Below are 26595 nucleotides of genomic sequence, written 5' to 3' on the forward strand. Positions count from 1 at the left end.
CAAATTGAGTGCTTAAATATTCACGCAGCGGTTCTTGGCTGGATTTTGAGGTAATTGGCACCAATTCGCGCCTTAAATATGTTCATTTCATTCGAATTCATTTACAATTAAAACATATGGAGGGATACGTTATTATGAAACAATTTGAAGGATTCGGTAAATTTTTGGAAAGCTTGCGGGGCAAGATGTCTTTGCGTGAAGCGGCTCATAAAAGCGGGCTATCGCATGCCTACATCAGAGACCTTGAACTAGAGCGTAATCGTTCGACCAATGAGAAAATCAAACCCTCTCCTGTCACGCTGAAAAAGCTGTCGGATGCCTACAACTTTTCATATACAGAACTTATGGAGAAAGCCGGGTATCTCGAAAAAGAGGACGTCCATGCAATCAATGAGCAAGAGCTAGTCCCTGTGTCGGATACACTGTTTATCGAAGTCAGTACGAAGGAAATTACTTACCATACACGAATTGGCAAAGTTAGCCGAAGTGTGAATTCATTACTGGATTTCAGTCATTTTCTAGATAAGCTTGAAGAACAAGGATTTAAGAAGATGGATACAGACTTATTCGTCAACCTCAATCATGTTCAGAAGTACATCGAAAAAGAAGGAAAACTCTATTTTGACCCTCTAGGTGTCAGCAAGTTTGTCGTTATCGCTGCGATTCGTCAGAAGAAATACCATGATTTAATCGTCCGCAGTGTAGCAAGTAACACAGGAATGGGATTGGAGTTTCAATACGACCGTAACTCCGTATCGGATTCACTTTTCCAGACTTTAAAGCGGCCTATTTAGGAACAACTTACAAAAAAAGGAGAAAAGTTTAGTCATTTATGAAACTTTTTCTCCTTTCTTTTCGTTTATTTATATGGAAGGTTAGATGATTTTTTGGCAGAGAGGATAGGTAAAGAATACATGGCTGTACAACAAACCACTTCCCAGCAGTCTTCTAGTCTAACGAGAGTTAAACGCAAAAGGTCTGTGGGAATGAGCTTTATCGTGTATGGGGTACTTGGGTTTACCTTACTTTCTGTAATGTCCTTATGTTGGTTTTTCCTTACTTCCTCTGGTTCAAATGTAAGATTAATGATGGCTGACACCTTGATTACAACCCAACACCGGGAGTGGGCCAAATATTTGATAGGATCTACAGAGTTGCAGAAGCGCGTGGAAGCCTATTGGAAGCAATTCGACGAAATGGGCGATGAGAAAGATAAAGGATTCGTTGAAATTGAACCTAACTCCCCTCTTGCCCCAGTTGTTGCCAAGAAAGATTTGGTCACCATTGAGCCGATTTCGGGGTCAAATTTCAAAGGACAGCTCGTCACGATTTCGGATCCAAAAAAGCTTAGAATTGCCGTACCTGAGAAAGTGGGTAAAGGGGAGAAGGTTTCCTCTATGGTCAAAAGAACCGGAGCTATTCTCGGTGTTAATGGCGGAGGATTCATCGATCCCAATTGGGAAGGAAACGGCTTCCAGCCTGAAGGAATTGTCATCTCCGGAGGCAAAATCTTTTATAATGACAAAGGCATGAACGGTACTGTGCAGGTTGTTGGTATCGATAAAGAAGGCCGCATGATTGCAGGCAAGTACAAGGTTTCCGAGCTTGTGGACATGGGCGTACAGGAAGCTGTTTCGTTCAGCCCTCGGTTCATTGTGAATGGGGTTGGGCAGATTAAGAGCCAAGCCGATGGCTGGGGAATTGCTCCGCGGACCAGTATGGCGCAGACGAAGGACGGCTCCATTCTATTCGCCATCATCGATGGCAGACAGAAGCATAGCATTGGAGCGACGCTGTATGATGTACAGCAGATTTTCCTAGAGCATGGCGCTGTAACGGCTGCGAATTTAGACGGCGGAGCCTCAACGGTGCTCGTTCATAAGAATGAGATCATCAACAAGCCATCAAGTGAATACGGGGAACGTTACCTCCCTACAGCGTGGCTTCTCTTCGATCATCCGGAAACTGCGAACATCAAGAACGTTTGGGAAGGTTTAGATATTCGCAAAATCGATCCTTCCAAGTGGTAAAAGAAAAAGCAGAAAGCTCTATTCTCGGAGCTTTCTGCTTTTTTTGTTTTTAACGATTTCCTAGAATGACCAAATCTTCCGCAGCCTCGCTTACTTCTTCAACCGGGGCGTCCAGCTCTTCGTCACTTTTGGTCTCTTTCCAGGAACGGACGGTATCCACAACGTTTACGGCTGTGTCTTTTGCTTTTCCATACAGATCAGATGTTGTTGTGCTCACGGTTTTCGCAACTTCTTGCGTTTTTTGACTTACGTTGTTTGCGATTTGCACGGTTTTATCACTAACCACTTGAGCTTGCTCCGCAATGTCACTTCTCAATTCACGGCCGGATTTCGGTGCAAATAGAAGCGCAGTTGCCGCTCCGAGTAAGCCTCCAACAACCGCACCGATGAGAAGATCTTTACCTTTTTTTTCATTGGACATGAGAAATCCACTCCTTAATTGTCTGATTTGGCATTCCGAAGCGCTTGCCATCTTTGCCACAGCTCAAAACCCGTCGTTGCCCACTCCATGGCGTCTTGGATTCGCTTCTGGTGGGTATGTACAACCTTTTCCGCACCATGAATCGATTCGTTCATCACTCGTGAGGCTTTGCGAAGTGCAGAAGCGACATCCCCTATAGCAGCTCCTGCCTTCTCCACAGATTGGATACTCGGCTCTAATGTAAGTATCTGCATATGCACCTCTTCGGTGAGCAGCCCTACCTTCGTCATTAACTGCTCCGCTTGCTCTGCTGTCTCAGCTACGTTCATCTTAGCTTGAACAACCGTATCGCCCAACTTGCCTAGTATCTGCACAATGGTAATCAACATGCGAATGGCAAAGCCGACGAGCACGATAAAGGCAACTGCTGAACTGACGATACTTATCTCTATCCATGTCATGACGGGCACCTCCTGGACCTTACAGCTGTGAGGGTGGATGACGGCTTCTAGACGAATGCCTATGATTTACTACAGTATAGGTAGGAGCAGCTTGTTTTGACACAAAAAAGCTGGAAAAATTTCTGAGACCTGTCATAATAAAAACAAATCAAACTAGAACACTTGGAGGACTAAGATGAACAGAGAGCAAGGACTTATAGAAATCGAACGCACCCGTATCATTGCCATCGTTCGAGGTGTGCAAGAAAACCACATTCTCTCTTTAGCTGACGCACTTCTTAAAGGCGGCATTACCGTAATGGAGGTCACACTCAATACACCAGGGGCTCTGCGAATGATTAGCGAGCTGCAGGATAAATCGGGTCAGAACATGTTTATTGGCGCTGGTACTGTACTAGATCTAGAAGATGCTAAGAAAGCAGTCCATGCTGGTGCTTCATTCTTGGTAACTCCGAATATGGATGAGGAAGTTATCCTTTGGGCTAGTACGAAGGGGATTCCGATTTTCCCAGGCGCAATGACACCAACAGAAATCGTTAAAGCATGGAAGGCAGGCGCTACAGCTGTTAAAGTATTTCCGAGTGCGAGCTTAGGTCTCACTTATATCAAAGAATTGATGGGTCCTCTTGACCAAATTCCTTTGATAGCCGTCGGCGGGGTTACGGAAGAGAATATCAAACAATTCCTAAACATTGGTTGTTACGGACTAGGAATCGGTGGTTCCTTAATTAATCTAAAAGAAATCGAAGCAGGCCGCTTCGAGTGGATTACAGATAAAGCTGCCAGTCTTCTTGCTGCTTCGCGTTAGGGCACACAAAAAAACCATCTTCCTCCGTATGCGAGGTTGATGGTTATTTATTTTGACTTATGATATAGACACACTTGCTAGCACCCTTCGCTAAACACTCGGTTCGCTCCACGTTCGCGTCAAGCAAATTCCGAAACAAGGCTAACTCACACTGGCAAGCTTGCGTGAATGTATTCGCCACCTGCGTAATCGGACAGTTATGTTCACTAAACATATACGCGTCCTCTCCAAGCTGTGACCAGTCCACCATGTATCCATTCTCGTTCTGAATAAGCGCTAACTCAGCTACCCGCTCTTCCAAGCTTTTCTCGTTCATGCGCGGCTGATACCGGGATTCAAGCTTAGCTTGCCTGCCTTCAAAAAGACGTTCGATCTTCTCCTGACCTTCGCCTTCTAATAATTCATCTAGCAAATCGAGCGTCAATTGCATGTATTTCTTGGGAAACAATTCATCTGCTTGCGGAGCTAGCGTGTACACGTTAGACGGTCTTCCCATGGCTTGCCTAACCAGCTTCGTTTCAAGCAGATCATCCTTCTCCAAGGAATGGATATGACGCCTGACAGCCATTTCCGTAATTCCGAGCTGTTTGGAAATATCATGGACACTTAGCGGTCCCTGAGTTTTGAGCATAGAAAGAATCACTTTACGCGTGGATGTCTCAAGTGCATGATTCACTCTCTCACCTACCTCGGAACTGTCATTTAAGTCTCATTTTACAGCATTGTTAACCATAAGTAAATTAAGAAACAACTATGTATGTTATTCCAATTCGCTCTTAATAAAAGCTCGAACACTACCTGCAAATTCTTCAAAAGCAGCTGGAAGTTTCGGGATTAACGGGTTTAATTCCTGGCGGTTCCAGTCAACATAATCCTGGACAAGAGGTTTTCTGAGCTTCACGAGCTGAAGCAGCGTCTCTTTCAATGTTTCTGAATAGGCGCCTTCTCCATGTACAATTTCCACGATATCCTCATAACTGCTAGCGTCTCTTAGTATAAAAGCATCAATCAGCAAGCTCCCAATATCTGTCACTGTTTCGATCGCTAAATGCAGCACACGTTCCTGCGCAAGCTGCCATACAAGATCATTGGTGCCTTTCGCCCACTGCTCTTCTAATTGCTTGCTTGCATCAGCTAATGAAGTCAGAAACTGAATTCTTTGATTGATCTGTTCATGGTTAATAAAATACATGGGGCTATCTCCGTCCTCTTTTTCGCCATTTCGTCCAAATCATCATTGCAAAAAAAGTAATAATAACCAGAAATACTAACAATACAGCCTGCATGACGTATTCATAACTCACGTTCATTCACCCTCTTGACTCTCACTTGGTTCATTCTACTCTCAGTTTATCGTGGGTACGGGGGAGCGTCAAGCCGAGCAAGATTCTCTTGGAAACCGTATTGTTCTCTCATTTCTTTCATGATAGAGTGAAAAAAGTGAAAAAAGGAGAGTCATAGACATGTTATCAAGGCCCAAACTTACCGAAATCGACATCGTGCGTGCTATAGCGATCATCGCAGTTCTCGTCATTCATGGTACTTCAGGCGCGACTCAGCTACCGTTAGGAACTGGGTCTCATGCCGTATTTTTCATCCTCAACAAGGCCAGTTTATTCACGGTTCCACTCTTTATTTGGATCAGTGGTGTTGTCCTATTTTATACGTATTACGACCGCTGGGAGCTGGGAATGTCGCGGGTTTTCTGGATAAAACGGCTGCGAAAAATTCTGATTCCCTATGTCCTTTGGTCACTTTTTTACTACCTATTCAATCAATTCATATTTCATGGCAACATTGGTTTTGACGTTATACACGTAATCAAATTGCTCATGTCGGGAAATGCCAGCTATCATCTCTATTATATGGTCATTATTGTTCAGTTCTATCTCTTATTCCCCCTGATGATGACGGCTGCTAGACGGTCGCATCGGTTTCGTCAAGGACTTATTCCTATTGGTATCGGGATTCAAGCAGCTGCCTATTGCTTTCATCATTGGGTGTATCCTCTTCCAGAATACGCTTCACTGTTTCTAAGCTATTCAGCCCTATTTGCTTTCGGCGCTTTCATGGGCATTCATTATGCGGCGATTGTTGCTTGGTCTATAAGGTATGCAAGTTGGATTTGGAGCATCATGCTTCTTGCAGGTGTCGCTTTTGTCGGGATGCTATTGCTCCATGAATACGGGCTCGCATCTATCGAAAATTCATGGTTCGAGCTAGCACTTCTCCTTTATTGTATGGCGATCCCGCTATGCTGCATCCAATGGGGTCGTAAGCGGCTGGAAAGCGGCTCACCGTTTGGCACCGCGTTATCTGCCTTAGGCGGAGCTTCTTTCGGTATCTATCTCGTGCATCCCGTGCTGCTAACGCTCTGGGATCGCATCGCGCCAGCGCAGGAGCAGCTATGGCTGTACGATCTCCACACAGTCGCGTCGATTCTCATCGGACTGTTTGGCTCTTGGCTGCTCGTGCGGCTGTATGCGAGCGCACAAAGAAAAGGTTCCGCCAACTGAGCGGAACCTTCTTTCATTTGAAGCGAGCTAATAGCGCCCATCGCCGCTGCTGTCTGCGGCTGTAACGCGGCAAGCCGCGGTGAATATCCAGCGCTTCGCGGTAAGCGCGCTTAGCGTCCTCTGCGCGGCCGAGCTGCTGGTACAGCTGGCCAAGACGGTAGTAAGCTTCAACCGACGAAGAGTGCAGGTCTCGGAATTGCTCGATGAATTCCGCCGCTCTCTTTGGGGATGATGGAGCTAAAGCTTCACCAAGTCGTAAATAAGCTTCACCAAATTTGACTCGTGGATTTAATTCTACCGCTTTGAGCATATAGCTTTCACCTTTGATGAGATCCCCTAGCTTAAGGAGGCAAAGGCCAATCTCATAGTGGACATCTGCGGATTCTTCCATAATAGACAGGGTTTGTTCCAAGTAGGGGAGCGCTTCGCTGAACTTTTTACGCTCGATTAGAATCCTTGCCAACTCCAATTTAGCTGACGTATTATGCGGATTAGCGTGCAAGTCACTTCGCAATCTAGATGCTCTGCGGCTTAATTGAAATGGCTTGAATATGTTTGGTGTTAACCCGACAAATCTTCTGTCCAACACGTACAGAATGACTAATAAAATAAGAAGAGCAAGAAACGGATTACCAACAAGGCGCCATAATAAACCGAAAACAAGTAATTTGATAAGCACGATAAACCCTCCTTTCGACTTCCTTATCCTACCATAATCTTCCTTGTTTGGTCATCCCTATTCAAAGAAAAAAGCACCCAGCCTTCGGCCAAGTGCTTCTACAAGTTACTATATTTGAAAGATGGATCACTCATTCGAGATTTTTTTGAAGCGGTGCTATAATGAAAAGAAAAAGGGAGTTTATCTATGAGCGATCCACGTAAAGAAGTTTGGCACAAAAGAAAACAACTGGGAAGATCCAAGTATTTAATTCTGTTCGGCCTGCTCCCTTGGGGCATCGGACTCACGTTATTGTTTAGTGTCATCGAATTTCTTAGTTTTCAGGAGCTCAAATGGGTTTGGCTACCGATTCGTCTTCTCGTCTTCGTCTTCATCGGATTCTTCGTGGCTAACGCACGCTGGCACGCCATGGAAAGCCGCTACGAACCCTATTCTAGACGACCTTAAGGGTCGTTTATTTTTTTATTAATGTAAAAAGGTCTGATCATCCACATCGTCTGTATGAAAAAGCGAAGCTGTGTGAGTACGTTGAAAATGCTCTTCCAGCTCTTTACGAATCGAACCGAACGACAGGATCTCTTCTATGAACGCCTCGCGCTTGCCCCACTCCTTATCAAGTCCGTTGTTGTTGAACAATTCCTCAGAAACATCTTTAAACGCCTCATGTAAATTGTTATCATACCAGTCGATTTCATTCGATGCGTCTTTGCGGTACACATGTCTCATGTCAAAGTCGTTATCTTTCAAGGCTGTGAATTCAGTTAATAAAATCCCTTTTATGCCATTGGCTTTAACTTCAACATCGGCGCACCGAATATCATTACGTTCCGTGAAGCGAACAATGTTTGCCTGCTTAATTCTCATGTCATACCCTCCTAATGTTACCTATCATAAAGAAGAGTATTTCCAGTTTTATAGGATTTATCAAACGCTAGGAGTGAACCATATTTTCCGAAAATCAACCCAACCCAAATCGTTAATACTCACTCCCTTGATCGAATCATGATACGTGGTTTGCTGAGAACGATGAAGCACAAAGAGAAACGATTTCTCCTCTTGCAGCACTTCAATCAACTCGTTTAGCTTGCATATACGCGTTTCTTGACTTGCATTTTGGAGAATTTGATCGATTTCTGCATCAACCCAGGCCTTTTGTTCGCTATTTAAATGGGCGCGGACGTAGCTGTTGCTTTGCTTAAGCGTCTGAATAATATGAAGGTCATAATCGCTTTCCATACAAATGTGATAGAATATGAGATCCGCTTCCTGAATCGTGTCCAGCCCCATCATATCTGACTTACTCTGGGTTGTCAGTACAATCCTAATTCCAACTTTGGAACACTGCTCAACGATCCATAGCGCATCTTCGTTGTTGTTACTATAGATGTACATGTGAAGGGACTCACCGTTATACCCCATTTCATCAAGAAGGCGCTTAGCCTCAACGAAATCAGTATGATAACCGGAGACAGCTCCTTTGCGATCCAACGTTGGTAAAAAACTGCTGGCTGGTGCTTCTCTGAAGCCTCCAAGCTCCTCAATCATTCGATCACGATCGATAATCAGGTCAATCGCTTTGCGGAAACGAGTATCCTGCTGAGGCCCTTTTTTATTCCGATTAAAAGTAAGCAGGCTGCAGCCGAGAATCGACTGCTCAATCTGATGCCATTCCGTATCTTTACCGACAGCACCTACAGGTTTCCGGGAATTCGTATGGTCGCAAAGCACTTGCACCATATCCCAACTAGGGCCAACCTCGGATAAATCCTGAGGCAAAAGCCAGATTTCCACTTGATCCAGATGAGGCCTAACCCCAAAATAATCATCGAAAGCACGAAGTTTACAGATATAATCATCGTTTCGTTCAAGCCTGAAAGGCCCTGTCCCAATGGGCATACGTCCAAAGATTCCCTCGTTATCCCGACAAATATCCTCCGGCAGGATGGCCATCGAGGAATGCGATAACTGCTGCAAAAAGAGCACATTCGGCTGCATCAACTCGATAGCAATCGCACTTCGATTCAGTACCGTCATATTCTCAATACTTTCGGTCATCCAACCTTGACACGCCGATAGGCCAAGCTCCTTCAATCTCGAAAATGTGTAAAAAACATCATGCGCCGTCATCTCTCTGCCATGATGAAACAGCACGCCTTTTCGCAAATAGAACGTGTAATGTAAGCCATCCTCGCTAACTTCCCAATAATGGGCCAAATGGGGCTCAAAGACCGTTGTTTGCGGATTGTACACAATCAGCGTGTCAAAGATTTGATTAATGAGATGGCAGTCGAATGCATAAAAAGAGTGCGCCGGATCCAATGTCACCAGCCATTTGTAGACCGGAAACCGCAGTGTGTCCTTATAACGCTCCTCAAGTTCGACTGCACGATAACCAAAAAAACTGAACAACCAATCGATGAAAGAGTCCTGCAGCGCCTCTCCTCTACCCAATTGGTGAATCAGTTCAATCGTTCCTTTATAATCGCCTCGGCCCGCCAACTCCATCGCCTGCTTCGAAATCATATCCTCCGAGGAGACAAGAAATGTAATCTCGGAGACATTACCTCTTCCTCTTCCAGGCTTCCAGTATACCCAGCCTTGCTCCATCATTTTTTTAAGCAAAATCTTTACATTACGTGTTGTACAATACAATCTATCTGCCAATTCATCTAACGTTATAGGCTGTGGTTCATGTTCTACCCCATGTTCAAAACTAGCTCGAAGCTCTAAGAAATGGGTCAAAAGCTGCATACTCAACATCCTTTCCATAAAAGGGGAAATAGTTAAAGAGAATTATACTCTTTTTGTTCCCCTTATTCTAGATGTAAACTAGATCTAACAGGAAAAGAAAGGAAGGTGAACCGTATGCAACCTACAGATCTATACGTATCCGAGAAGCTGATGCAATGGCAGCAGCAAGATTTGGAAAACGAAGCTCGCGAGCATTGGAAATGGAAATCGATTAAAAAAAGAAAAGTCTACATGCTTCTAACTAACTTATTCTTCTTCGTTTAATCCTAGTTCTTATCCAAAGAACCATTAGGACAAAGAGAACTGCCAGAAGTATACCCATGGCATCGACCGCAACATCAATCCCATGCCCCGTTCGACCCTTTACAAAAGTTTGATGCCATTCATCGGAAGCCGCATAAACTAACGAAATGATGGAGGAGGTGAGCAGTGCCATGACGACTTTTACAGGCTTCGCCAGCAGTGCTAAGGACCAGAGCAGGGCAAGGATAGCGAACTCGCTAACATGCCCTGCTTTTCTTATGAAGAACTCGATGACACCGATAGGGTCTTGCCATGAGATCTTTTGGTGGTCATAGGAGAACTCCCAATGTGGGAATATGTTCATCAGTTGAACGCCCGCAAGCTTGGATTCCAACAGCGGCCGCAAGCTCTGCTGCTGATACGATTCTGCCGACTTTAAAAAAATAAACGCCATCCAAAGGACGGCAGCAGTCAAGAAAAAATAATAATAAAATTTCGAATATGATTTCGACATGAGTGAATCATTCCCCTTAAGGATTCATTTTCTTACGAATGCTGAATAAAGCAAAAAATTCAATAACCATCAGATTTACTGCGGATACCCCATAAAAGGCCATCCCAAACATCATGCGGAACGGATCATCCGTCACAGACTTCCACCAAAACGCAGCAGCCAACGTCATAACCATATTCAAAGCTGTCGTTATCCAGAAAGAGAATCCTAATCGATTCGTTTTCCGCATTAACCACACACCGATAACAAACGGAATTACAAAAGCTGCACCTAAGAAAACCCAATACAACACCGCATTCGACACTCTCCGTCACTCCCACACGATCAACTAGTTTATTCTAATAGGTTAGCATGAATAACCGGCTGAAAACAACGTTTGCCGCCCTTTGCAACAGAAACGTCAAATGGTTATGCATGGAAGAAAAACTATAGAAAAATTCTCCGACGCAGGGCTTGCTTGAGCTGGATAATTCATGTATAATACGAAAAGTCGACATTAATTGAACGACATTAAGGGGTCATAGCTCAGCTGGGAGAGCGCTTCGCTGGCAGCGAAGAGGTCAGGGGTTCGATCCCCCTTGATTCCATACTAGAAAAACGCGGTCCCTCGGGATCGCGTTTTTTTGTGTGGAGTCGGGGGAGAGAACCCCGCAGGTTCGCCCGCGCGGACGGAACGTCAGTGTAGGAGCACGGCGTTTATATCTACCACTGAGTTCGTATGCGTCGAATTTTCTTCGTCAGCCGTTTAAATCTAAATTCATACATCCCCTTTGATTCCATTGAGAATAAATAAAGCACATGGCCATTAGGTCATGTGCTTTATAGTGTCTCATAGTCCATTCAAATCACTATTACGACTCTCCTCTTATTAAATTACTTCTTAATAGTTTCAGTAGGCACTGGAGTTTTGCTTGGTAACATGTTAATCAAAGAACCGTTACCCCAAGCGTCAGGCACATCGCCTTTCCAAGACTCAAGGAATTTATAATCTACCAAGTCAGCAGTAATTGACTTTGCAAGCTCTATGTTACCCTTTGCTTTTTGTTGCGCAACATATAGATCAGCATCCGCTTTAGCTTTCGCCGCTGTAGCATCTGCTTCCGCTTTTACTACATTTTGTTGAGCATCGATCTTAGCTTTATCTAGATCGTTCTGAGCTTTCATTGCATTTTGTGCCGCAATTTGTTTCTGCTCAATAGACTGATTAAATGCATCGGAGAATGTAAAGTTAACAATAGAGATATCCCCTACTTGGATGTTGTATGCCTCTAGAGCTTTCTTTAATAATTCGTTTGTTTCTAATGCTACTCGTTCACGTTTAGAAATTAACTCCTCTGCACTGTACTTAGCTGTAACTTCTTTAAAGATCTCCTGTACGTGAGGATTAATGACTTTGGTGTCGAAATCTAAACCAACGTCATGAAGTAACTTATAAGCTACTCCTTTAGGAATTGTATAGTTAACAGCAACATGACTATGTACGGGTTGTAAGTCTTTAGAAGACGCTGCTGCGTCAGCTTCCGATTTTGCTACTTGCGTATTGACTTCTACAATGCTTGAGATGAACGGCCACTTCCAATGCGGACCCGGCTCAAGCACTGTCGGGTTAACACTACCTAGGGTTTTTCTGAACCCAACATGACCGTTCTCTACTGTACTAAACGCAGTCAAAATCAAAAGAAGTATCGCAACTCCACCGACTCCATATTTGATCCCTTTGGTTAAAGTCGATCCTTTTCTTGCATTCATACCTGTTTCCATAGTTACACTCTCCTGAATAGTGAATTAGCTTATTAGTACCGTAATCTCTTTACTTCAAAATCTATTCATCTAACTCCCCTTTAATCCATCTTTCAAAGCCCAAATTGCCACTTTCTAGCGATTTACAGATACAGAACACATATTCCATTCGACTGCACAACCCATCATGTGCCTTCTCTGCTTCTCTGCTTCTCTGCTGCTCTTAGCTGCTTAGGCTTCTTCTTCTCGCGCTTCGGTTTGTTCAATGCAACCACTTCATGGAGAGTTATTAACCGCACTTAAAAAGTGAAACGATAAGTACTATCCGTTGGGATCTTTCCAGACCGCTCCCACCCGCTGTATCCTCGACCTCTGCGTAAAAGGATCATTTCACCATTTAAATGCGGTTTGATTGGCAAAAAAAAAGGCACTCGTGTGGAGTGCTAAAGAACTTAATCGTGGATTATCATAGCTGAGTAAGTTACTGTAAATTCGTGAATTGATTCTGCATCTGGTGCTTTTGCAGTACCGTTTACTCTTTTTCAAATGTTTTACTAACTTCCTTGACATTTTATAGCGATTTCCTAGTTTATCAATTGCCACCATTGTTTTTACAGAATCATCGATACTACCGAATTCAGTAAAAGTCACTTGGAATCTATCGCCCAGCTCTAGCTTTTGGGGAGCCCTGGAACATTTACTATGAATTGGCTATAGCCTTTACTATATTGACCTCTTTTAAAGATGGCCAATCAGATTCATACATCCCCCTTGATTCCACACTAGTAAAAACACAGTCCTTCCTTTTGCGTCAACTCCTATCAAAGCACCTAGTGTCTTCCATGCTTGAATTGTCTTGAACGTTTGCTGTTTAGCCTCTCTGAGCCCCACTAAAAGCTGCTTATGTTCCTTTTGGATGCCCAAATCGATATAGTCAAGCATCCAGTTATTACTTTTCTACATAGGTTGGTGTATCAAAATTTTGGAGGAGATTGAATAATGAGTTACAACCAAGGTCATTATGTTAATCCGCATCATCCACATCATCCACATCATCCACATCACCCGTATCACCCTCATCACCACTATCATCCGCATATGCATCATCATCCAGTGATCATTTATCCTGTTCCATATCCGCATCATCCTCACCATCCACATCACTATCCAATGCCTTATCATGGTATGCACAGTGGACAGTGGACCGGCCAACAGGGTGGATGGCAAGGGCAACATCAAGATCATCAAGGTAATTGGCAAGGTGGGCACAGAGGAGAACAAACTCACAAATAAATTGGTAACAGAGTCGGGCGAATTTCCCGTGCGGCTCTGTTCTCTTTCCATTAGGTTGCTTATCAAATGTATGGTTATCCATAAACATTAAAAAAATCCCTATTCACCTCTAACCAATTGTGATAGATTGATTTTATAACCAGTTGGAGGTATATCATTTTGAATCCTATCAGCGAGAATTTCGTTAAGAAACATCAAACATATTTGTCCGATAACCCCAACGAACTAGAGAATTTCGGCTCGATCTATGAACATATGCTATTTTACTTAACCAGTATTCTGGGTATTGATGAGAAGCAAGCTTTGCAATGTATCCTTGATCTCAAAGCGGATATATCTTGTGATCTTCTTCCTTACATAGTTAAAAGTGAAATAATTTGAAAGCGGTTTAATTACCGATTCAATGTTAAAAGTTTTCAGGATGAAATGTTTAATTACTATTAGATTCCCGTTAGATGTTTAACAAGCATTCCGTAAATTGTAAGGATGCGTGTGGTAGGTTAAAAATCATTCGGGACGATAACTTTGAATCTTCTTCTCCATCCTAAAACTGACGAAGGCAGCCGCCAACCCGAGCGCTACAATGATACTTGCCATCCATGGATGATAGAAGACAGTCGAAGTCGCGTTCGCCATCACTCCCCCCGCTCCAGCTCCCACAGCTAATCCCAAATGAATGATGGATGTATTCAAACTGAGAACGAGATTGGATGACAGCGGCGCTTGTTGAATAAAATACGTTTGGATAGCTGGACCGGTCACGAACATGGAGAACACCATAAGGGCGATTAACACTAAACTGATAACTAATGATTCTATAAAAAAAGGCAGTAGAGCTAGAGCTGCTACATGAACGATAATACTCAGCGTAATGACGCGAGCCGCTCCCCATCTATCAACGCCATAACCGCCTAAACGAGAACCGATGGCTCCGAAAATACCGAAAACAAGCATAATGATACTTATGTTGGAGGCTTTCACATGAAGGACGTCTTGTATAAATGGCGTCAGATAAGTAAATAAAATCGAGTTACCTGATTCCCTAAAGAAAGTGAGGAACAAACCGCTTACGATGATGAGACTTCCCAACACTTTAAATTGCTGCCCGAATGGAACCGGTGCGTCCCCCTCGATTTCTGGTAGAAGGCGGAAGATTACGAAAGTAATTAACAGGCTGAATAATCCTAAAATAATGAAAATGGCTTGCCAACTCCACCAGTTGGTAATGGCAATTCCAATTGGGACCCCTAAGATCATAGCGCTGCTAAACCCAAGAACGATCGTGCCGATCGCACTTCCTAGTTTCTCAGCAGGCACTAATTTGGCAACCGCGCCAAACACTACAACAAGATAGACGCCTGCGCTTACCCCAAGAATAATACGAGAAACCATGAAGACCGAAATCTCTGAACTCCCAAAAGAAGCCAGGCAGCCTAAGATAAATACAGCCAGTGAGCCGAGCAGCACTTTCCTGCGCCCCATCCTGGAAGTAAGTGACACCACGATGGGGGTTCCAATCGCAAACGCAAGAGAATAGGCTGTGATTAGCTGCCCCGCAAGAGCGATAGAAATGTTTAAGTCTTCAGCGATGACGTGAAGAATTCCGGCAACAACCAACTCCGAGGTCGCCGTTAGAAATACCCCCAGGGCAAGGATGTAGATAGACAGTCGATTCATTCGATTCATTCCTTTCTGCTATTCCGTGATCGTTTAATTGAAGTATAATAATGTTACGATCTTAATGTAAGAAGGCAAATTATTTGGACATTATCCAAGAATTTTGACTAACTAACTATAAGTAAGAAGGTGAAGCTACGTGGAACCTCTGCAAGAAGAAGGGCATGACTTCTCTAACATCTGTTCCGTATTGACCATACTTGGTGCGAAATGGGCGTTTCTAGTGATCGCGGAGCTATCTAAAGGCCCGAAACGATTTAAACAGCTTCATAGAGATTTAGCGATCGTCAAGACACAATCCTTAACGGATGTGCTGCGGCATTTAGAGCAGAACGGGATAGTTCTACGTCAAGTAACTCCAACTGTACCCATCATGGTAGAGTATTCATTAACGGAAAAAGGAATTGATTTTCAGACCGCTCTCAAAGAAATGGATAAATGGGCCAAGAGATGGGAAAGCAAATAACCATTAACGTAATTTCGATACAATTGAAGTGAAAGGTGTGATAGATTGAACGTCCTTCTTTTCGGAGCTACGGGCATGGTCGGACAGAGCGTGCTGCGCGAATGCCTCCTCGATCCTCAAATTCAAAGTGTGCTAACTGTAGGTAGAAACACCACCGGTCAGAATCATCCCAAATTGCACGAACAGGTACATGCTAATCTTCTGGATCTAACTGACATTGAGCATAAACTATCGGGCTTCGATGCTTGTTTTTTCTGCCTTGGTGTCTCTTCCGCGGGTATGACCGAAGACCGCTATCGGGCTATAACCTATGATATTACGATGCATGTTGCCCAGACATTAGTGAGATTGAACCCAAACATGTCGTTCTTCTATGTAACAGGAATGGGAACCGATAGTACGGAAAAGGGTCGCAGTATGTGGGCGCGAGTTAAGGGAAAAACGGAGAATGATTTGCTTAAACTGCCTTTTAAGGCAGCTTACATGTTCCGTCCAGGAGGTATTCTTCCATTGCACGGCGTCAAGTCCAAGACTAAACTGTACCAGAGCATTTACACCATATCGAAACCTCTCTACCCTTTGTTAGAAAAATGGTTCCCGAATTCGATTACGACTTCAGAAAAGATCGGACGCGCAATGATAAAAATTGCCAAGCAAGGTTTTCCAAAATCAATCATCGAGAGCAGTGATATCAATCTCATTTGAGAAGAATTCGGGGAGACAATTATGGTTACTGCTGATGAAATTAGAAGCATCGCGTTGTCATTTCCGGAGACGGAAGAACATGACCATTGGGACAAACCTTCCTTTCATGTACGCAGCAAAATTTTTGCGGTCATCCAACCGGATGGTGTATCACTCGTAATTAAAACGACCAAAGAGGATCGAGTTGCTTACACCACGATGGATCCTGATGTTTATCAGATGCCGGAAAGCTTCCAAAACTTAGCGTTCATGATTGTTCGAATGGATCGTATCCAGCGAGATGAATGTCGTAATATGTTTATGCTTGCCTGGAGCCTTGTAGCTCCTAAGAAGGTCTTTAAAGCTTTTAATGAAACTTTGGGTTTTAAATAGCAATAAAATAAAGATTGCCCCTATCCGGTCTTTCACGACCAGGTGGTTGGCAATCTTTTTTCATGTTCATATATCGAATGAAATATTGACAATAAAATTAAGGAGTGTTATAAAAGTAAGGAATGGCACTCAGCAACTGAGAGTGCTAATAATCATCTCTGACTAATTTCTACATATTTGAAAGGAGATCTCCCATTGGAAAAGAAACAGTTTCAAGCTGAATCCAAGCGCTTATTGGAAATGATGATCAATTCGATTTATACGCAAAGAGAGATATTTCTAAGAGAGCTTATCTCCAATGCCAGCGATGCTATCGACAAAATTTACTACAAAGCTTTAACCGATGATACGTTGGTTTTTGACAAAGATAGTTATTTTATTAAAGTGATTGCCGACAAAACGAATCGCACACTCACACTGCGTGATACTGGTATTGGTATGACGAAGGAAGATTTGGAGAATAACCTGGGGATCATTGCGAAGAGCGGATCTTTGGCCTTTAAAAAAGAAAATGAAGCAAAAGACGGCCACAATATCATCGGCCAGTTCGGTGTTGGCTTCTATTCAGCGTTCATGGTTGCAGATGTTGTTACGGTAATTAGTAGAGCTTTAGGCAGTGATGTTGCTTACAAGTGGGAGTCCACTGGCGCTGACGGCTACACGATCGAAACGGCGGAGAAAGATGCAGTGGGCACGGAAATCATCCTGAAAATTAAGGATAATACGGAAGATGAGAACTTCGACGAGTTTTTAGACGAGTATCGTTTAAAAGCGATCATCAAAAAGTACTCCGATTTCATCCGTTACCCTATTAAAATGGACATTACCGGGAAAAGGCTGAAAGAAGGCAGCGAAAGCGACTTCGAGGATTACCAAGAAGAGCAGCATGTCAACAGCATGGTTCCAATTTGGAGAAAAAACAAAAGTGAACTGACTCCGGAAGATTACGAGAAGTTCTATCACGAGAAACATTACGGCTTCGACAAGCCGCTCAAACATATTCACGTCAGCGCAGATGGAGCTGTAGTCTATCAAGCTATCCTCTTTGTCCCGGAAAATATACCTTTTGACTATTATTCCAAAGAGTATGAAAAAGGCTTGGAACTCTATGCTAATGGCGTATTGATCATGAACAAATGTGCGGACCTGCTTCCTGACTATTTCAGCTTCGTTAAAGGAATGGTTGATTCAGAAAGCCTATCGCTCAATATTTCCAGAGAAATGCTGCAGCATGACCGTCAATTGAAGCTGATTGCCAAAAACATTTCGAGCAAGATCAAAGGCCAGCTGCAAAGCCTGCTGAAGGACGAAAGAGAGAAATATGAGCAATTCTACAAATCCTTCGGCCGACAGCTCAAATTCGGTGTCTACAGCGATTACGGAAGCCATAAGGACCTCTTGCAGGATCTATTGATGTTCCATTCCTCCAAGGAGAAAAAGCTGGTTACGCTGGACGAATATGTGGCAAGAATGCCGGAAGATCAGAAGTACATTTACTACGCTTCTGGAGAATCGATGGAAAGAATCGATAAGCTTCCACAAACAGAGTTAGTCACTGATAAAGGCTATGAGATTTTGTATTTCACTGATGATATCGATGAGTTCGCGATCAAAATGATCATGACCTACAAAGAAAAAGAGTTTAAATCCGTTTCAAGCGGTGATCTTGGTATTGAAGTGGATGACAACCAAACGGAAACCGAGGCTGACAAAAATGACAACAAAGAGCTTTTCGATTATATGAAAGACCTGTTGTCGGGTAAGGTTACAAACGTAAAAGCATCCAAGCGTCTTAAAAAGCATCCTGTGTGCTTATCAACGGACGGCGATGTGACGATCGAAATGGAAAAAATCTTAAATGCGATGCCGAATAATCCTAACGTGAAGGCTGAAAAGGTACTGGAAATCAACATCAATCACGAAGTATTCGCATCCTTAAAAGACGCTTTTGACAAAGACAAAGAAAAGCTGAATCTTTATACGGCCCTGCTGTACAATCAAGCGCTCTTAATCGAAGGATTGCCCCTACAAGATCCGGTTGAATTTACGAACGATATCTGCAAAATCATGGTTTAATACGATTAAAGCACTACAACCATTATGTTGTAGTGCTTTTTTTTATACAATCAGCCACTTTTATAGTCGGGAAAGGTTTCCTTTACCTCATATTGTTTCTTCGAGTCCGAGTTTGCATACACATAAGCCAATAAGCGATCTTGATCAATTCCGAGAGAGCTAGCAACTTTTACGATATCTAATTCATAAGAAATGCTTGGAATTTGATTGGACTTGACGGACATATGCTTCAACCATCCTTCGAATAATGTAATTAATGGAAACTCAATCCGTAAATATGATATAGTTTTCTTACAAACATAAATCGGTACGATAAAGGCAAAACCACTGAAAGGTGGTGACGCAAAGCTAAAGGGACTAAAATGGCATTCTATGAATGTCCAAAATGTCAGCCAGCTACCGCCTCCGTCCGATTCATGTAGTAAGACTAGGAGGGAACAAAGATGATGGAAAAAATTACGATGGATGGTAAAATGAGTTTGGATGTACAGCAATTGATTGATAACTTGCATCTTCCAGAAAGTGATCTTTTGGACATGTTCTCCTTTAAGTTTGATAACAACGTTTTAACCCAAGATGAAGCTATTCGGTTTATTCATTTTCTCAGAAGTGAACTGGACAAACGCACTCAATAAAGGAATTATGCACGAAAGCATACAAAAATACAGTCGGTTGATGTCTAAAGATTTATTTTTTTCAAATAAATTTTAATCGCATGATTGTTGATTTCATGGGAAAAAATGAGAAAAGACAACGGGAATCCCGATGTCTTTTTCTTATTTTTTGTCATATTTAGAGATGAAATTATTAATTTTAGCATTATTTATCCCGGAGCAGTCCGGTGTCATGCTTTCCCAATATTTGTGTTAGCTCCTTCAGGAACATATTAATGTCCTTAAACTGACGGTATACGGAGGCGAAGCGAATGTACGCCACTTCATCGACGGGGTACAGCTGTTCCATGACGATTTCGCCAATGCTTAAACTATCCACTTCAGCATGAGCCGTGGTGCGAAGCTGCATTTCCACTTCAGATACCATCATCTCAAGCCTCTCCATCGATACCGGCCGCTTCTCACATGCTCGAATCAAGCCTCTTAATATTTTCTCTCGACTAAATTCTTCCCTACTTCCATCTTTCTTAATCACGATTAACGGAGTTTCTTCCACCATCTCAAATGTGGTGAATCTTCTCGCGCATTTCTCACATTCTCGACGACGACGAATCGATTTGTTTTCATTGGCTGAACGTGAATCAAGAACTTTCGTACCGGAATAGTCACAGAACGGACACTTCATTCGCTATCTCTCCTTTCTCTTCTTTCTCTTCTTTGATCTATTACCATATGTTACATGTCATGAACTTAGGAGATATGCACACAATACTATTACCAAACGACAAGGAGGTGAACAGACATGGGCGCAGGACAAAACCGTAACAGCAATACTTTAGTTGTTCCTCAAGCTAACGCAGCCTTGGATCAGTTAAAATACGAAGTAGCTCAAGAGCTAGGTATCTCCATCCCACAAGATGGTTATATGGGTAATATGGCTACTCGTGATGCTGGTGCCATTGGTGGTAACATCACTCGTCGCTTAGTACAAATCGCTGAGCAATCCTTGGCTGGTCAATTCAAGTAATCTTGAATCCTAGCTACTGAAGCTCAAAAACAGGAAGTATTGGACTCTAAGCCCCCAAAAGGAGCTAGTCCAATGCTTCTTTGTTTATGGAGAGAAGAAAACCTAATCTTTCTTTCCCCATTGCTGAGAATATAGCTTCGTGTATTTCTCATAATAATAGAGCACCCGCTGTACATAATGACGTGTTTCTCCGAATGGAATTTGATTAATATGCTCTTGCGAACCATCCCAAACGTCATTTTGCTTCCATTTATTCACATTCCCTTGACCTGCATTATAAGCTGCAATCGCATAAATTAAATTACCATTATAATGCTTCTTTAGCCAGCTCAAATACCAAGAACCAAGATTAATATTTACGTCCACTTTTAATAATTCGTCCTGCACATGAGGCCCTAAATTCGTGGATTCTACAATCCACTCTGCCGTGTCAGGCATAAGCTGCATAAGACCTAATGCGCCTTTGCTTGACTCCAAATGATATTTGTAATTCGTCTCCACCCTAATAATCGCAGCAATTAAAAATGGATCTATATTGTGTTTCGCCGCGCTCTGCCTAATTTCCTGCTCAAAGTAGATTGGGTACAGCTTTCTTCCGATAAAATCGCTATTCATAAAGAGAACTAGAACAAAACAAACAAGAAGCAGGGCAAAAACTCGTTTTTTACGTAAAAAGGTCATGAAAGCCCCTTCCCTAGCCAAAACTGCTCCACTTCAGCGTTAGTTTCTTCCCATGTACCGCTGTTGTCAATGACAACATCTGCGAAATTACGTTTCTCCTCAATGGACATCTGAGCATCTATGCGATTATTCGCCGCACTTTCCGTCAGTCCATCTCGTTGCATAAGCCGCTTCAACTGTACCGCACGTGGCACATATACAACCATAACTTCTTGAAACATGAAGGATAAATTAGATTCGATTAATAAAGGGACATCGACCACAACAAGCTTGCCCGGAAATTGCCTTTCAAAGGCTTCCATCTGTTCACGCATTTGTGCACGAATTGGCGGATGCAGAATACTTTCCAGCTGCTTGCGTGCCTCGGTATTACCAAAAATGATCTCGCCAAGCTTCTTGCGATGAAGCGAGCCGTCTGCCTGAAGAACAGCTTGTCCAAATTGTGCAGCAACCTGTTCAAGAACAGGGCTGCCGGGCTCGACGACATCGCGTGCTATGGTGTCCGCATCTACTAATAGGGCGCCGCGGCTAACCAGCATGGCGCTAACCGTGCTTTTGCCGCAGGCGATTCCTCCTGTTAACCCGATATTCATGGGCATATCTCTCCTAATCGTTTTCCACTTGGAAAACTTTCTCATATCCCAAGGATTACGAAATGAATGTCTTCCTAGTACAAGGGCGTGCTATAACATTTTCAAAAGACCCATGATAATGAGTACACATCCCGGAAGTACAGACAGTTTCTTCATCCAATTCATCTCCGCATACCGTAAACCAAACCGCAAACCTAATGCAATAAATGAACCACTTGAAATCGAAATGACGGAAGCCGTTAACAGTGGAACGAAACCAATTAATGCTGCGCCAATGCCTGCACCGAACGCATCTAAAGATAGCGCCAAACCAAGCAATGTAGCCTCTGAAGCTGAAATATTACCCGATTTGTCAACGTCAGCAATGGATGGTGTTCGCAAAATTTGAATAACCAGTCCGAAGCGTTTCAGCTCGATATTCAGTATTTCCTTCGTTCGCTGCAAAGTATCAAACGTGAGAATCTCTCCAGAACCCGGATGCCCGCCCTCTGGGGAGGGAAGGACACTGCTCACCGATGCTTGATCTAATGAGGAGACGCCTGGCTCCTGATGATCCTGAGACTTCTGTTGTCTCGTTTGTGCCAGTGCCCAGATGCCAATCCCAATCAAGATGAGAGCACCGATACGCTTAGCTACCAAGGGAGACATGAAGGAAGACATCAGTACACCGATCTGCATCGAGCTGTAGATAATGATACCAGACCAAAGCGATATAATCCCAATGGATAGGAGCGGAATTCGTATTTTACGTAATCCATACATCACACCGACGCCGAAGCCATCCAAAGAAACTGCGAAAGCAAGAATAAGCAGTGAAACTACAGGAAGCATAATACCCCTCCTAAGAGTTTTACCTAGAAACTAGCTTATAAGCCGTTTATCTAGGCTAAGTACTCCATATCATATGGGAAGGGGTGGCTTCACGTGCCTATTTCTCTGACTTCTTTCGGATTCTAGTCTGCTTTAACGGTTGACAGGTTGGGCAAATATGCGTTCCTCTGCCGCCAACGACGGTTTTGTAGATCTCGCTCCCGCATGTTTTACAGGGCTCGGACTGTCTGCCATAAATGTTCAGTTGATGCTGGAACAAGCCAATTTCGCCTTGTCCATTCACATACGATTTGATGGAGGATCCTCCAACTTCAACCGATTCACTAAGTGTACGAATGATGGCTGAGTGAAGGAGTACGAGCTCCTTCTTGCTTAGCGAGGAGGCTTCACGCTCTGGATGGATGCCAGCCAAGAAAAGGGACTCGTCTACATAAATATTCCCAATACCCACGATATATTCTTGATTCAACAGCAGTGGTTTTATCTTCGTCGAACGATGAGCGATCCGGTCTTGAAAAGCCTCGAAGGTGAAGGCTTCATCTAGCGGTTCAAGTCCGAGCTTATGCAGCGGAGGCTGCGTAAGCTCTTCGCCCTTAGGGAACAGATGCATCGTTCCAAATTGTCTAACGTCCTTATAGCGGAGCTCGCTGCCGTCGGTGAAGCGGAACAACACATGGGTGTGCAGCTCCAACGGATCTTCACCGTCATACAGACCGTACCGTCCTTCCATCCGCAGATGCGAAACCATGACGTAATCGGTAAATATGAAGCGCAGAAATTTCCCTCTGCGTTCTATCGTCTCAACCGTTTGACCTTGCAGCAGAACCTCAAACATATGAATATCGTCCGGCTTTTGGATGATGCGAGGCAGTCTGACCTGAACATGCTCAATCGTTTTACCGGTGATTAAATTGTTCAGCGTACGTCTGACCGTTTCGACTTCAGGTAGTTCAGGCACTGATGTTCACCTCTTTTGTGTGTTGTTGATTGTCCGAGCGGGAGATGGAGAGGCCGATAGTGCCAGATTGGCTCGCTTAGCGGCTACATCCACCGGGTTGACCGATTTTAGGTGCTGAGAGGACCGAAATGTTCCTCTCAGCAACCCGCAGCCTCGCCGATGGCGCTGAGAGCGCAGATTTGGACCGCTCAGCGGTAAAATCCAACGGGTTCACCGATTTCAGTATGCTGAGAGGACCGAAATGTTCCTCTCAGCAACCCGCAGCCTCGCCGATGGCGCTGAGAGCGCAGATTTGGACCGCTTAGCGGTAAAATCCAACGGGTTCACCGATTCTCGGTGCTGAGAGTTTCCGTTAACGCTGTTATTCAACGTTATCATACCTAATCTAGCAAAAATATAGGAATTAGCGCTGAAAAACATGTTTAATCTTAATCGGGGGCCACAGTTTTAAGTACAAGTGCATTACTTACTTAGCATCGTACCATGTAAGGCCGAAGTCAACATCTGCGCTCAGCGGGACATCCAGCTGAAGGGCTGCAGCCATGACTTCCGGTACGACGCGGCGCATGGTCTCAAGTTCCTCTTCTGGGACTTCAAAGACGAGCTCATCGTGTACTTGAAGCAGCATGCGGCTTTTAAGTCCATCTTGTTTCAAACGGTCAGCCATCTGGACCATGGCTAGTTTAATGATATCTGCAGCCGTACCCTGTATTGGCGTATTCATGGCTGTTCGTTCAGCAAAAGAACGCAGATTAAAGTTCGATGCCGTGATTTCGGGAAGATAGCGGCGGCGCTGCAGCAAGGTCGTGACATAACCGTCCCTGCGAGCATCCTTCACGATCTCATCCATATATTTGCGAACCCCCTGGAATACAGCAAAGTACTGTTCAATGAACTGAGCTGCATCCCTGCGGGTAATGTCTAAGTTCTGGGACAAGCCGTAGTCGCTGATTCCGTAAACGATCCCGAAGTTGACGGCTTTGGCCTGGCGGCGCATGTTCGCGTCGACGGCGCTCTCTTCCACCCCGAAGACGTCCATGGCCGTCTTCGTGTGGATGTCCATATTCTGAAGGAACGCTTCCTTCAGATTGTCATCCTGCGAGATGTGCGCAAGCACGCGCAGCTCGATCTGCGAGTAATCCGCAGCAAGAATGTACCATCCAGGCTCGGATGGAACGAATACCTTGCGGATCTTACGACCTTCCTCCAGACGAATAGGAATATTCTGGAGGTTCGGGAACTGGCTGCTGAGCCGGCCCGTAGCGGCAATGGTCTGCCGGTAATAGGTGTGCACCTTACCGGTCTCAGGCCGCACCTCTTTAAGCAGCCCCTCGACATACGTCGATTGCAGCTTCGCGAGCGAACGGTAGTTCAAAATCTCCCCTACGACTTCGTGGTAGGGCGCAAGGCGCTCAAGCACCTCGGCATCCGTCGAGTAGCCGGTTTTGGTCTTCTTCCAAGCTGGCAGCCCCAGCTTCTCAAACAAGATCTCGCCAAGCTGCTTCGGCGAGTTGATGTTGAACTCTACGCCGGCGAGTGTATAGATGCGGGTCATGATCGCATCCAGCTTGCCTGCAAGCTCCACGCCGAACGCTTTGAGCCCCTCGGCATCCAAAGCAATGCCGCGCAGCTCCATCTCCGCGAGTACGCCAGCGAGAGGCAGCTCAAGCTCGTAGAAGAGGCTATGCATCTCGCTCTTCTCCAGCTCTTCGCGCAGCACCGGCACGATGCGCGCAATAGCCATCGCTTTGCGACCCAAGTGGTCGCTTAGCGCAGCAAGCTCAGGCAAGCGAAACTTCGCCCCCTTGCCGAACACTTCCTCGTCGGTCTTAACGCCCGGCAGGCTGTATTTGCCCGTCAAGCCGCTCAAGCTAAGATTCGACTCTGTCGGATCGAGTAAGTAAGCGGCCAACAGAGCATCGAAATCCACACCTTTGAGGTGGATGCCTTGCCAAGCCAGCACCAGCTGGGCACGGTGCTGGTCGAAAAGCTGCTTCTTCTTGGAATCATCGCTAAGCCAAGTACGCAGCAGCTCGCCAGCTTCACTCTTCAGCAGCGCTAAGGGCACGAAGTAAGATGTATTCATTTCCCCATCATACGTAAACCAGACAACGCCTACACCCGCAGCTTGATGCGGATTTTCCCCTACAGCCTCAACATGGATCGCGGCGCTATCGCCTATTTTGCCGATCAGCTCGCCCATGTTGACTTCCGTCACAACAACCGCTTCCAAACTCTCAACAACCTGATCCTCTGCCTCGCTGCTTGGACCGAAATCCATCTTTTCAAGTAGGGATTTGAATTCCAGCTTGCGGAACATACTGGATAAAGCTTGTCCATCAAAGCCATCGTAGCGGAAAACATCCCACTCGGTTTCCATCGGCACTTCGCGGAAAATTGTCGCAAGTTCCTTACTCATGATGGCGTCCTTCGCATGCTCCTCCACTTTTTCTTTCATCTTGCCTTTGAGGCTGGCCGAATTGGCCAGTACTTCTTCCACGGAGCCAAACTCATGTAACATCTTGAGAGCCGTTTTTTCTCCAACACCCGGAATGCCAGGAATATTATCTGACGTATCGCCCATCAACCCTTTGAGGTCGATAATTTGCGCAGGCGAGAGGCCGTATCTCTCTTTTATTTCAGCAGGATTATAAAGATCAACTTCGCTAATTCCTTTACGTGTGATCGCAACGGTCACATGCTCGGAAGCCAGCTGCAGCATATCCTTATCTCCCGAAACGAGAAGCACCTTCTCGCCTCTTTCATCAGCTGCCTTAGTCAAGGTTCCAATAATATCGTCAGCCTCATAGCCTGTCAGCTCAAACTGTGGAATCTTGAAAGCTTTAAGCAGGTCTTTGATCAGCGGAAACTGCTCGGACAGCTCAGACGGCGTTTTGGCACGTCCACCTTTATATTCCGTATATTCTTTGTGTCTAAACGTTATTTTCCCAGCATCGAATGCAACGAGAAAATGCGTAGGCTTTTCTTCTTCTATTAATTTCAGCAGCATCGTTGTAAATCCATAAACCGCATTCGTGTGTAAACCACTAGAATTACTGAGCAAAGGTAAAGCATAAAAAGCTCGATTCGCGATAGAGTTACCATCAATAATAATAAGCTTATCCATAAGTTCGCACCC

General features: G+C 44.4%; 32 protein-coding genes, 1 tRNA gene and 1 riboswitch. Of the genes, 15 read left to right on the forward strand and 18 right to left on the reverse strand.

Annotated elements, in window-relative coordinates; translation table 11 throughout:
- The first annotated feature begins 134 nt into the window (after nucleotides 1-134).
- Both QFZ81_RS25435 and QFZ81_RS25440 read left to right on the forward strand, forming a co-directional pair.
- Nucleotides 135-794: a helix-turn-helix domain-containing protein gene (locus QFZ81_RS25435; RefSeq protein WP_307440324.1), complete on the forward strand. Its 660-nt coding sequence runs from the start codon at nucleotides 135-137 to the stop codon at nucleotides 792-794.
- A gap of 120 nt (nucleotides 795-914) precedes the next feature.
- The gene (locus QFZ81_RS25440) at nucleotides 915-2030 is read left to right on the forward strand and encodes a phosphodiester glycosidase family protein (protein ID WP_373462598.1); all 1116 of its coding nucleotides are present in this window, start codon (nucleotides 915-917) and stop codon (nucleotides 2028-2030) included.
- Nucleotides 2031-2079: 49 nt separating this feature from the next.
- Here QFZ81_RS25440 and QFZ81_RS25445 read toward each other — a convergent pair whose 3' ends face one another.
- Together QFZ81_RS25445 and QFZ81_RS25450 are read right to left on the reverse strand one after the other, a co-directional pair.
- Nucleotides 2080-2451 carry a YtxH domain-containing protein gene (locus QFZ81_RS25445; RefSeq protein WP_307440322.1) on the reverse strand — a complete coding sequence of 124 codons (372 nt, stop codon included), beginning with the start codon at nucleotides 2449-2451 and terminating at the stop codon, nucleotides 2080-2082.
- 14 nt (nucleotides 2452-2465) lie between these two features.
- The gene (locus QFZ81_RS25450) at nucleotides 2466-2912 is read right to left on the reverse strand and encodes a DUF948 domain-containing protein (RefSeq protein WP_307440320.1); all 447 of its coding nucleotides are present in this window, start codon (nucleotides 2910-2912) and stop codon (nucleotides 2466-2468) included.
- A 175-nt stretch (nucleotides 2913-3087) separates the two neighbouring features.
- Here QFZ81_RS25450 and QFZ81_RS25455 point away from each other — a divergent pair, with 175 nt between their 5' ends.
- A complete protein-coding gene (locus QFZ81_RS25455) occupies nucleotides 3088-3720 on the forward strand; it encodes a bifunctional 4-hydroxy-2-oxoglutarate aldolase/2-dehydro-3-deoxy-phosphogluconate aldolase (protein WP_307440318.1) in 633 nt (210 codons plus the stop codon).
- Nucleotides 3721-3763: 43 nt separating this feature from the next.
- Here the strand turns inward: QFZ81_RS25455 and QFZ81_RS25460 are convergent, their stop codons facing one another.
- Both QFZ81_RS25460 and QFZ81_RS25465 read right to left on the reverse strand, forming a co-directional pair.
- Nucleotides 3764-4396: a helix-turn-helix transcriptional regulator gene (locus tag QFZ81_RS25460; RefSeq protein WP_307440316.1), complete on the reverse strand. Its 633-nt coding sequence runs from the start codon at nucleotides 4394-4396 to the stop codon at nucleotides 3764-3766.
- Between the two features lie 84 nt (nucleotides 4397-4480).
- Complete coding sequence (locus QFZ81_RS25465; protein WP_307440314.1) at nucleotides 4481-4912, reverse strand: DUF86 domain-containing protein; 432 nt, start codon at nucleotides 4910-4912, stop codon at nucleotides 4481-4483.
- Between the two features lie 271 nt (nucleotides 4913-5183).
- Between QFZ81_RS25465 and QFZ81_RS25470 the strand changes: the two genes are divergently transcribed.
- Nucleotides 5184-6236: an acyltransferase gene (locus QFZ81_RS25470; RefSeq protein ID WP_307440312.1), complete on the forward strand. Its 1053-nt coding sequence runs from the start codon at nucleotides 5184-5186 to the stop codon at nucleotides 6234-6236.
- Between the two features lie 13 nt (nucleotides 6237-6249).
- Here the strand turns inward: QFZ81_RS25470 and QFZ81_RS25475 are convergent, their stop codons facing one another.
- Nucleotides 6250-6915 carry a tetratricopeptide repeat protein gene (locus QFZ81_RS25475; protein WP_307440309.1) on the reverse strand — a complete coding sequence of 222 codons (666 nt, stop codon included), beginning with the start codon at nucleotides 6913-6915 and terminating at the stop codon, nucleotides 6250-6252.
- Between the two features lie 186 nt (nucleotides 6916-7101).
- On the opposite strand from QFZ81_RS25475, the gene QFZ81_RS25480 reads away from it, so the two are divergent.
- On the forward strand, nucleotides 7102-7362 hold the full coding sequence (locus QFZ81_RS25480) for a hypothetical protein (RefSeq protein ID WP_307440308.1): 261 nt from the start codon (nucleotides 7102-7104) through the stop codon (nucleotides 7360-7362).
- A gap of 18 nt (nucleotides 7363-7380) precedes the next feature.
- Here QFZ81_RS25480 and QFZ81_RS25485 read toward each other — a convergent pair whose 3' ends face one another.
- Nucleotides 7381-7779, reverse strand: coding sequence for a hypothetical protein (locus QFZ81_RS25485; protein WP_307440306.1), 399 nt, complete (start codon nucleotides 7777-7779; stop codon nucleotides 7381-7383).
- A gap of 60 nt (nucleotides 7780-7839) precedes the next feature.
- Nucleotides 7840-9666, reverse strand: a complete 1827-nt coding sequence (locus tag QFZ81_RS25490) for an SgrR family transcriptional regulator (RefSeq protein WP_307605289.1) — start codon at nucleotides 9664-9666, stop codon at nucleotides 7840-7842.
- A 114-nt stretch (nucleotides 9667-9780) separates the two neighbouring features.
- Here QFZ81_RS25490 and QFZ81_RS25495 point away from each other — a divergent pair, with 114 nt between their 5' ends.
- The gene (locus QFZ81_RS25495) at nucleotides 9781-9930 is read left to right on the forward strand and encodes a hypothetical protein (protein WP_173185497.1); all 150 of its coding nucleotides are present in this window, start codon (nucleotides 9781-9783) and stop codon (nucleotides 9928-9930) included.
- Here QFZ81_RS25495 and QFZ81_RS25500 read toward each other — a convergent pair.
- Together QFZ81_RS25500 and QFZ81_RS25505 are read right to left on the reverse strand one after the other, a co-directional pair.
- Nucleotides 9908-10423 (reverse strand): VanZ family protein, encoded by a 516-nt coding sequence (locus QFZ81_RS25500; RefSeq protein ID WP_307605290.1) that lies wholly within the window; start codon nucleotides 10421-10423, stop codon nucleotides 9908-9910. The two genes, QFZ81_RS25495 and QFZ81_RS25500, sit on opposite strands and share 23 nt — an antisense overlap.
- Nucleotides 10424-10439: 16 nt before the next feature.
- Nucleotides 10440-10727 (reverse strand): hypothetical protein, encoded by a 288-nt coding sequence (locus QFZ81_RS25505; RefSeq protein WP_307440299.1) that lies wholly within the window; start codon nucleotides 10725-10727, stop codon nucleotides 10440-10442.
- Between the two features lie 210 nt (nucleotides 10728-10937).
- Between QFZ81_RS25505 and QFZ81_RS25510 the strand changes: the two genes are divergently transcribed.
- Nucleotides 10938-11010 (forward strand) — tRNA-Ala (locus QFZ81_RS25510).
- Nucleotides 11011-11296: 286 nt separating this feature from the next.
- Here the strand turns inward: QFZ81_RS25510 and QFZ81_RS25515 are convergent.
- On the reverse strand, nucleotides 11297-12184 hold the full coding sequence (locus tag QFZ81_RS25515) for a prohibitin family protein (RefSeq protein ID WP_307605291.1): 888 nt from the start codon (nucleotides 12182-12184) through the stop codon (nucleotides 11297-11299).
- Nucleotides 12185-13162: 978 nt separating this feature from the next.
- Here QFZ81_RS25515 and QFZ81_RS25520 point away from each other — a divergent pair.
- Both QFZ81_RS25520 and QFZ81_RS25525 read left to right on the forward strand, forming a co-directional pair.
- Complete coding sequence (locus QFZ81_RS25520; protein ID WP_307605292.1) at nucleotides 13163-13456, forward strand: hypothetical protein; 294 nt, start codon at nucleotides 13163-13165, stop codon at nucleotides 13454-13456.
- A 159-nt stretch (nucleotides 13457-13615) separates the two neighbouring features.
- The gene (locus tag QFZ81_RS25525; RefSeq protein ID WP_307605293.1) at nucleotides 13616-13837 is read left to right on the forward strand and encodes a hypothetical protein; all 222 of its coding nucleotides are present in this window, start codon (nucleotides 13616-13618) and stop codon (nucleotides 13835-13837) included.
- Between the two features lie 126 nt (nucleotides 13838-13963).
- On the opposite strand, the gene QFZ81_RS25530 is transcribed toward QFZ81_RS25525, so the two are convergent.
- A complete protein-coding gene (locus tag QFZ81_RS25530) occupies nucleotides 13964-15133 on the reverse strand; it encodes an MFS transporter (RefSeq protein WP_307605294.1) in 1170 nt (389 codons plus the stop codon).
- 139 nt (nucleotides 15134-15272) lie between these two features.
- Here QFZ81_RS25530 and QFZ81_RS25535 point away from each other — a divergent pair, with 139 nt between their 5' ends.
- From QFZ81_RS25535 to htpG, 4 genes are all read left to right on the forward strand, one after another.
- A complete protein-coding gene (locus QFZ81_RS25535) occupies nucleotides 15273-15599 on the forward strand; it encodes a winged helix-turn-helix transcriptional regulator (RefSeq protein WP_307605295.1) in 327 nt (108 codons plus the stop codon).
- Nucleotides 15600-15644: 45 nt separating this feature from the next.
- Nucleotides 15645-16304, forward strand: coding sequence for an NAD-dependent epimerase/dehydratase family protein (locus QFZ81_RS25540; protein ID WP_307605296.1), 660 nt, complete (start codon nucleotides 15645-15647; stop codon nucleotides 16302-16304).
- 21 nt (nucleotides 16305-16325) lie between these two features.
- Entirely contained in the window at nucleotides 16326-16676 is a 351-nt protein-coding gene (locus tag QFZ81_RS25545; RefSeq protein WP_307605297.1) for an MmcQ/YjbR family DNA-binding protein, read from the forward strand.
- A gap of 195 nt (nucleotides 16677-16871) precedes the next feature.
- Entirely contained in the window at nucleotides 16872-18752 is a 1881-nt protein-coding gene (gene htpG, locus QFZ81_RS25550) for a molecular chaperone HtpG (RefSeq protein WP_307605298.1), read from the forward strand.
- A gap of 50 nt (nucleotides 18753-18802) precedes the next feature.
- Here the strand turns inward: htpG and QFZ81_RS25555 are convergent, their stop codons facing one another.
- Complete coding sequence (locus QFZ81_RS25555; protein WP_261301978.1) at nucleotides 18803-18976, reverse strand: hypothetical protein; 174 nt, start codon at nucleotides 18974-18976, stop codon at nucleotides 18803-18805.
- Between the two features lie 83 nt (nucleotides 18977-19059).
- Nucleotides 19060-19156, forward strand: a riboswitch (cyclic di-GMP riboswitch).
- Nucleotides 19157-19195: 39 nt separating this feature from the next.
- Here QFZ81_RS25555 and QFZ81_RS25560 point away from each other — a divergent pair.
- On the forward strand, nucleotides 19196-19387 hold the full coding sequence (locus QFZ81_RS25560; RefSeq protein ID WP_307440282.1) for a hypothetical protein: 192 nt from the start codon (nucleotides 19196-19198) through the stop codon (nucleotides 19385-19387).
- Between the two features lie 184 nt (nucleotides 19388-19571).
- Here the strand turns inward: QFZ81_RS25560 and nrdR are convergent, their stop codons facing one another.
- Nucleotides 19572-20051 carry a transcriptional regulator NrdR gene (gene nrdR / locus QFZ81_RS25565; protein WP_029199331.1) on the reverse strand — a complete coding sequence of 160 codons (480 nt, stop codon included), beginning with the start codon at nucleotides 20049-20051 and terminating at the stop codon, nucleotides 19572-19574.
- Nucleotides 20052-20168: 117 nt separating this feature from the next.
- Here nrdR and QFZ81_RS25570 point away from each other — a divergent pair, with 117 nt between their 5' ends.
- The gene (locus QFZ81_RS25570) at nucleotides 20169-20393 is read left to right on the forward strand and encodes an alpha/beta-type small acid-soluble spore protein (RefSeq protein ID WP_307440278.1); all 225 of its coding nucleotides are present in this window, start codon (nucleotides 20169-20171) and stop codon (nucleotides 20391-20393) included.
- A 102-nt stretch (nucleotides 20394-20495) separates the two neighbouring features.
- On the opposite strand, the gene QFZ81_RS25575 is transcribed toward QFZ81_RS25570, so the two are convergent.
- The 5 genes from QFZ81_RS25575 to polA all read right to left on the reverse strand — a co-directional run bounded on the left by QFZ81_RS25575 (nucleotide 20496) and on the right by polA (nucleotide 26583).
- Nucleotides 20496-21074, reverse strand: coding sequence for a lytic transglycosylase domain-containing protein (locus QFZ81_RS25575; protein ID WP_307440275.1), 579 nt, complete (start codon nucleotides 21072-21074; stop codon nucleotides 20496-20498).
- Nucleotides 21071-21667: a dephospho-CoA kinase gene (gene coaE, locus QFZ81_RS25580; RefSeq protein ID WP_307440273.1), complete on the reverse strand. Its 597-nt coding sequence runs from the start codon at nucleotides 21665-21667 to the stop codon at nucleotides 21071-21073. Before coaE ends, QFZ81_RS25575 begins: the two co-directional genes overlap by 4 nt.
- Before the next feature lie 90 nt (nucleotides 21668-21757).
- On the reverse strand, nucleotides 21758-22498 hold the full coding sequence (locus tag QFZ81_RS25585; RefSeq protein ID WP_307440271.1) for an MntP/YtaF family protein: 741 nt from the start codon (nucleotides 22496-22498) through the stop codon (nucleotides 21758-21760).
- A gap of 97 nt (nucleotides 22499-22595) precedes the next feature.
- The gene (gene mutM / locus QFZ81_RS25590; RefSeq protein WP_307440269.1) at nucleotides 22596-23456 is read right to left on the reverse strand and encodes a DNA-formamidopyrimidine glycosylase; all 861 of its coding nucleotides are present in this window, start codon (nucleotides 23454-23456) and stop codon (nucleotides 22596-22598) included.
- A 466-nt stretch (nucleotides 23457-23922) separates the two neighbouring features.
- On the reverse strand, nucleotides 23923-26583 hold the full coding sequence (gene polA / locus QFZ81_RS25595; RefSeq protein WP_307605299.1) for a DNA polymerase I: 2661 nt from the start codon (nucleotides 26581-26583) through the stop codon (nucleotides 23923-23925).
- Nucleotides 26584-26595 lie beyond the last annotated feature (12 nt).

It is taken from the genome of Paenibacillus sp. V4I9, assembly GCF_030817295.1.
Taxonomy (GTDB): domain Bacteria; phylum Bacillota; class Bacilli; order Paenibacillales; family NBRC-103111; genus Paenibacillus_E.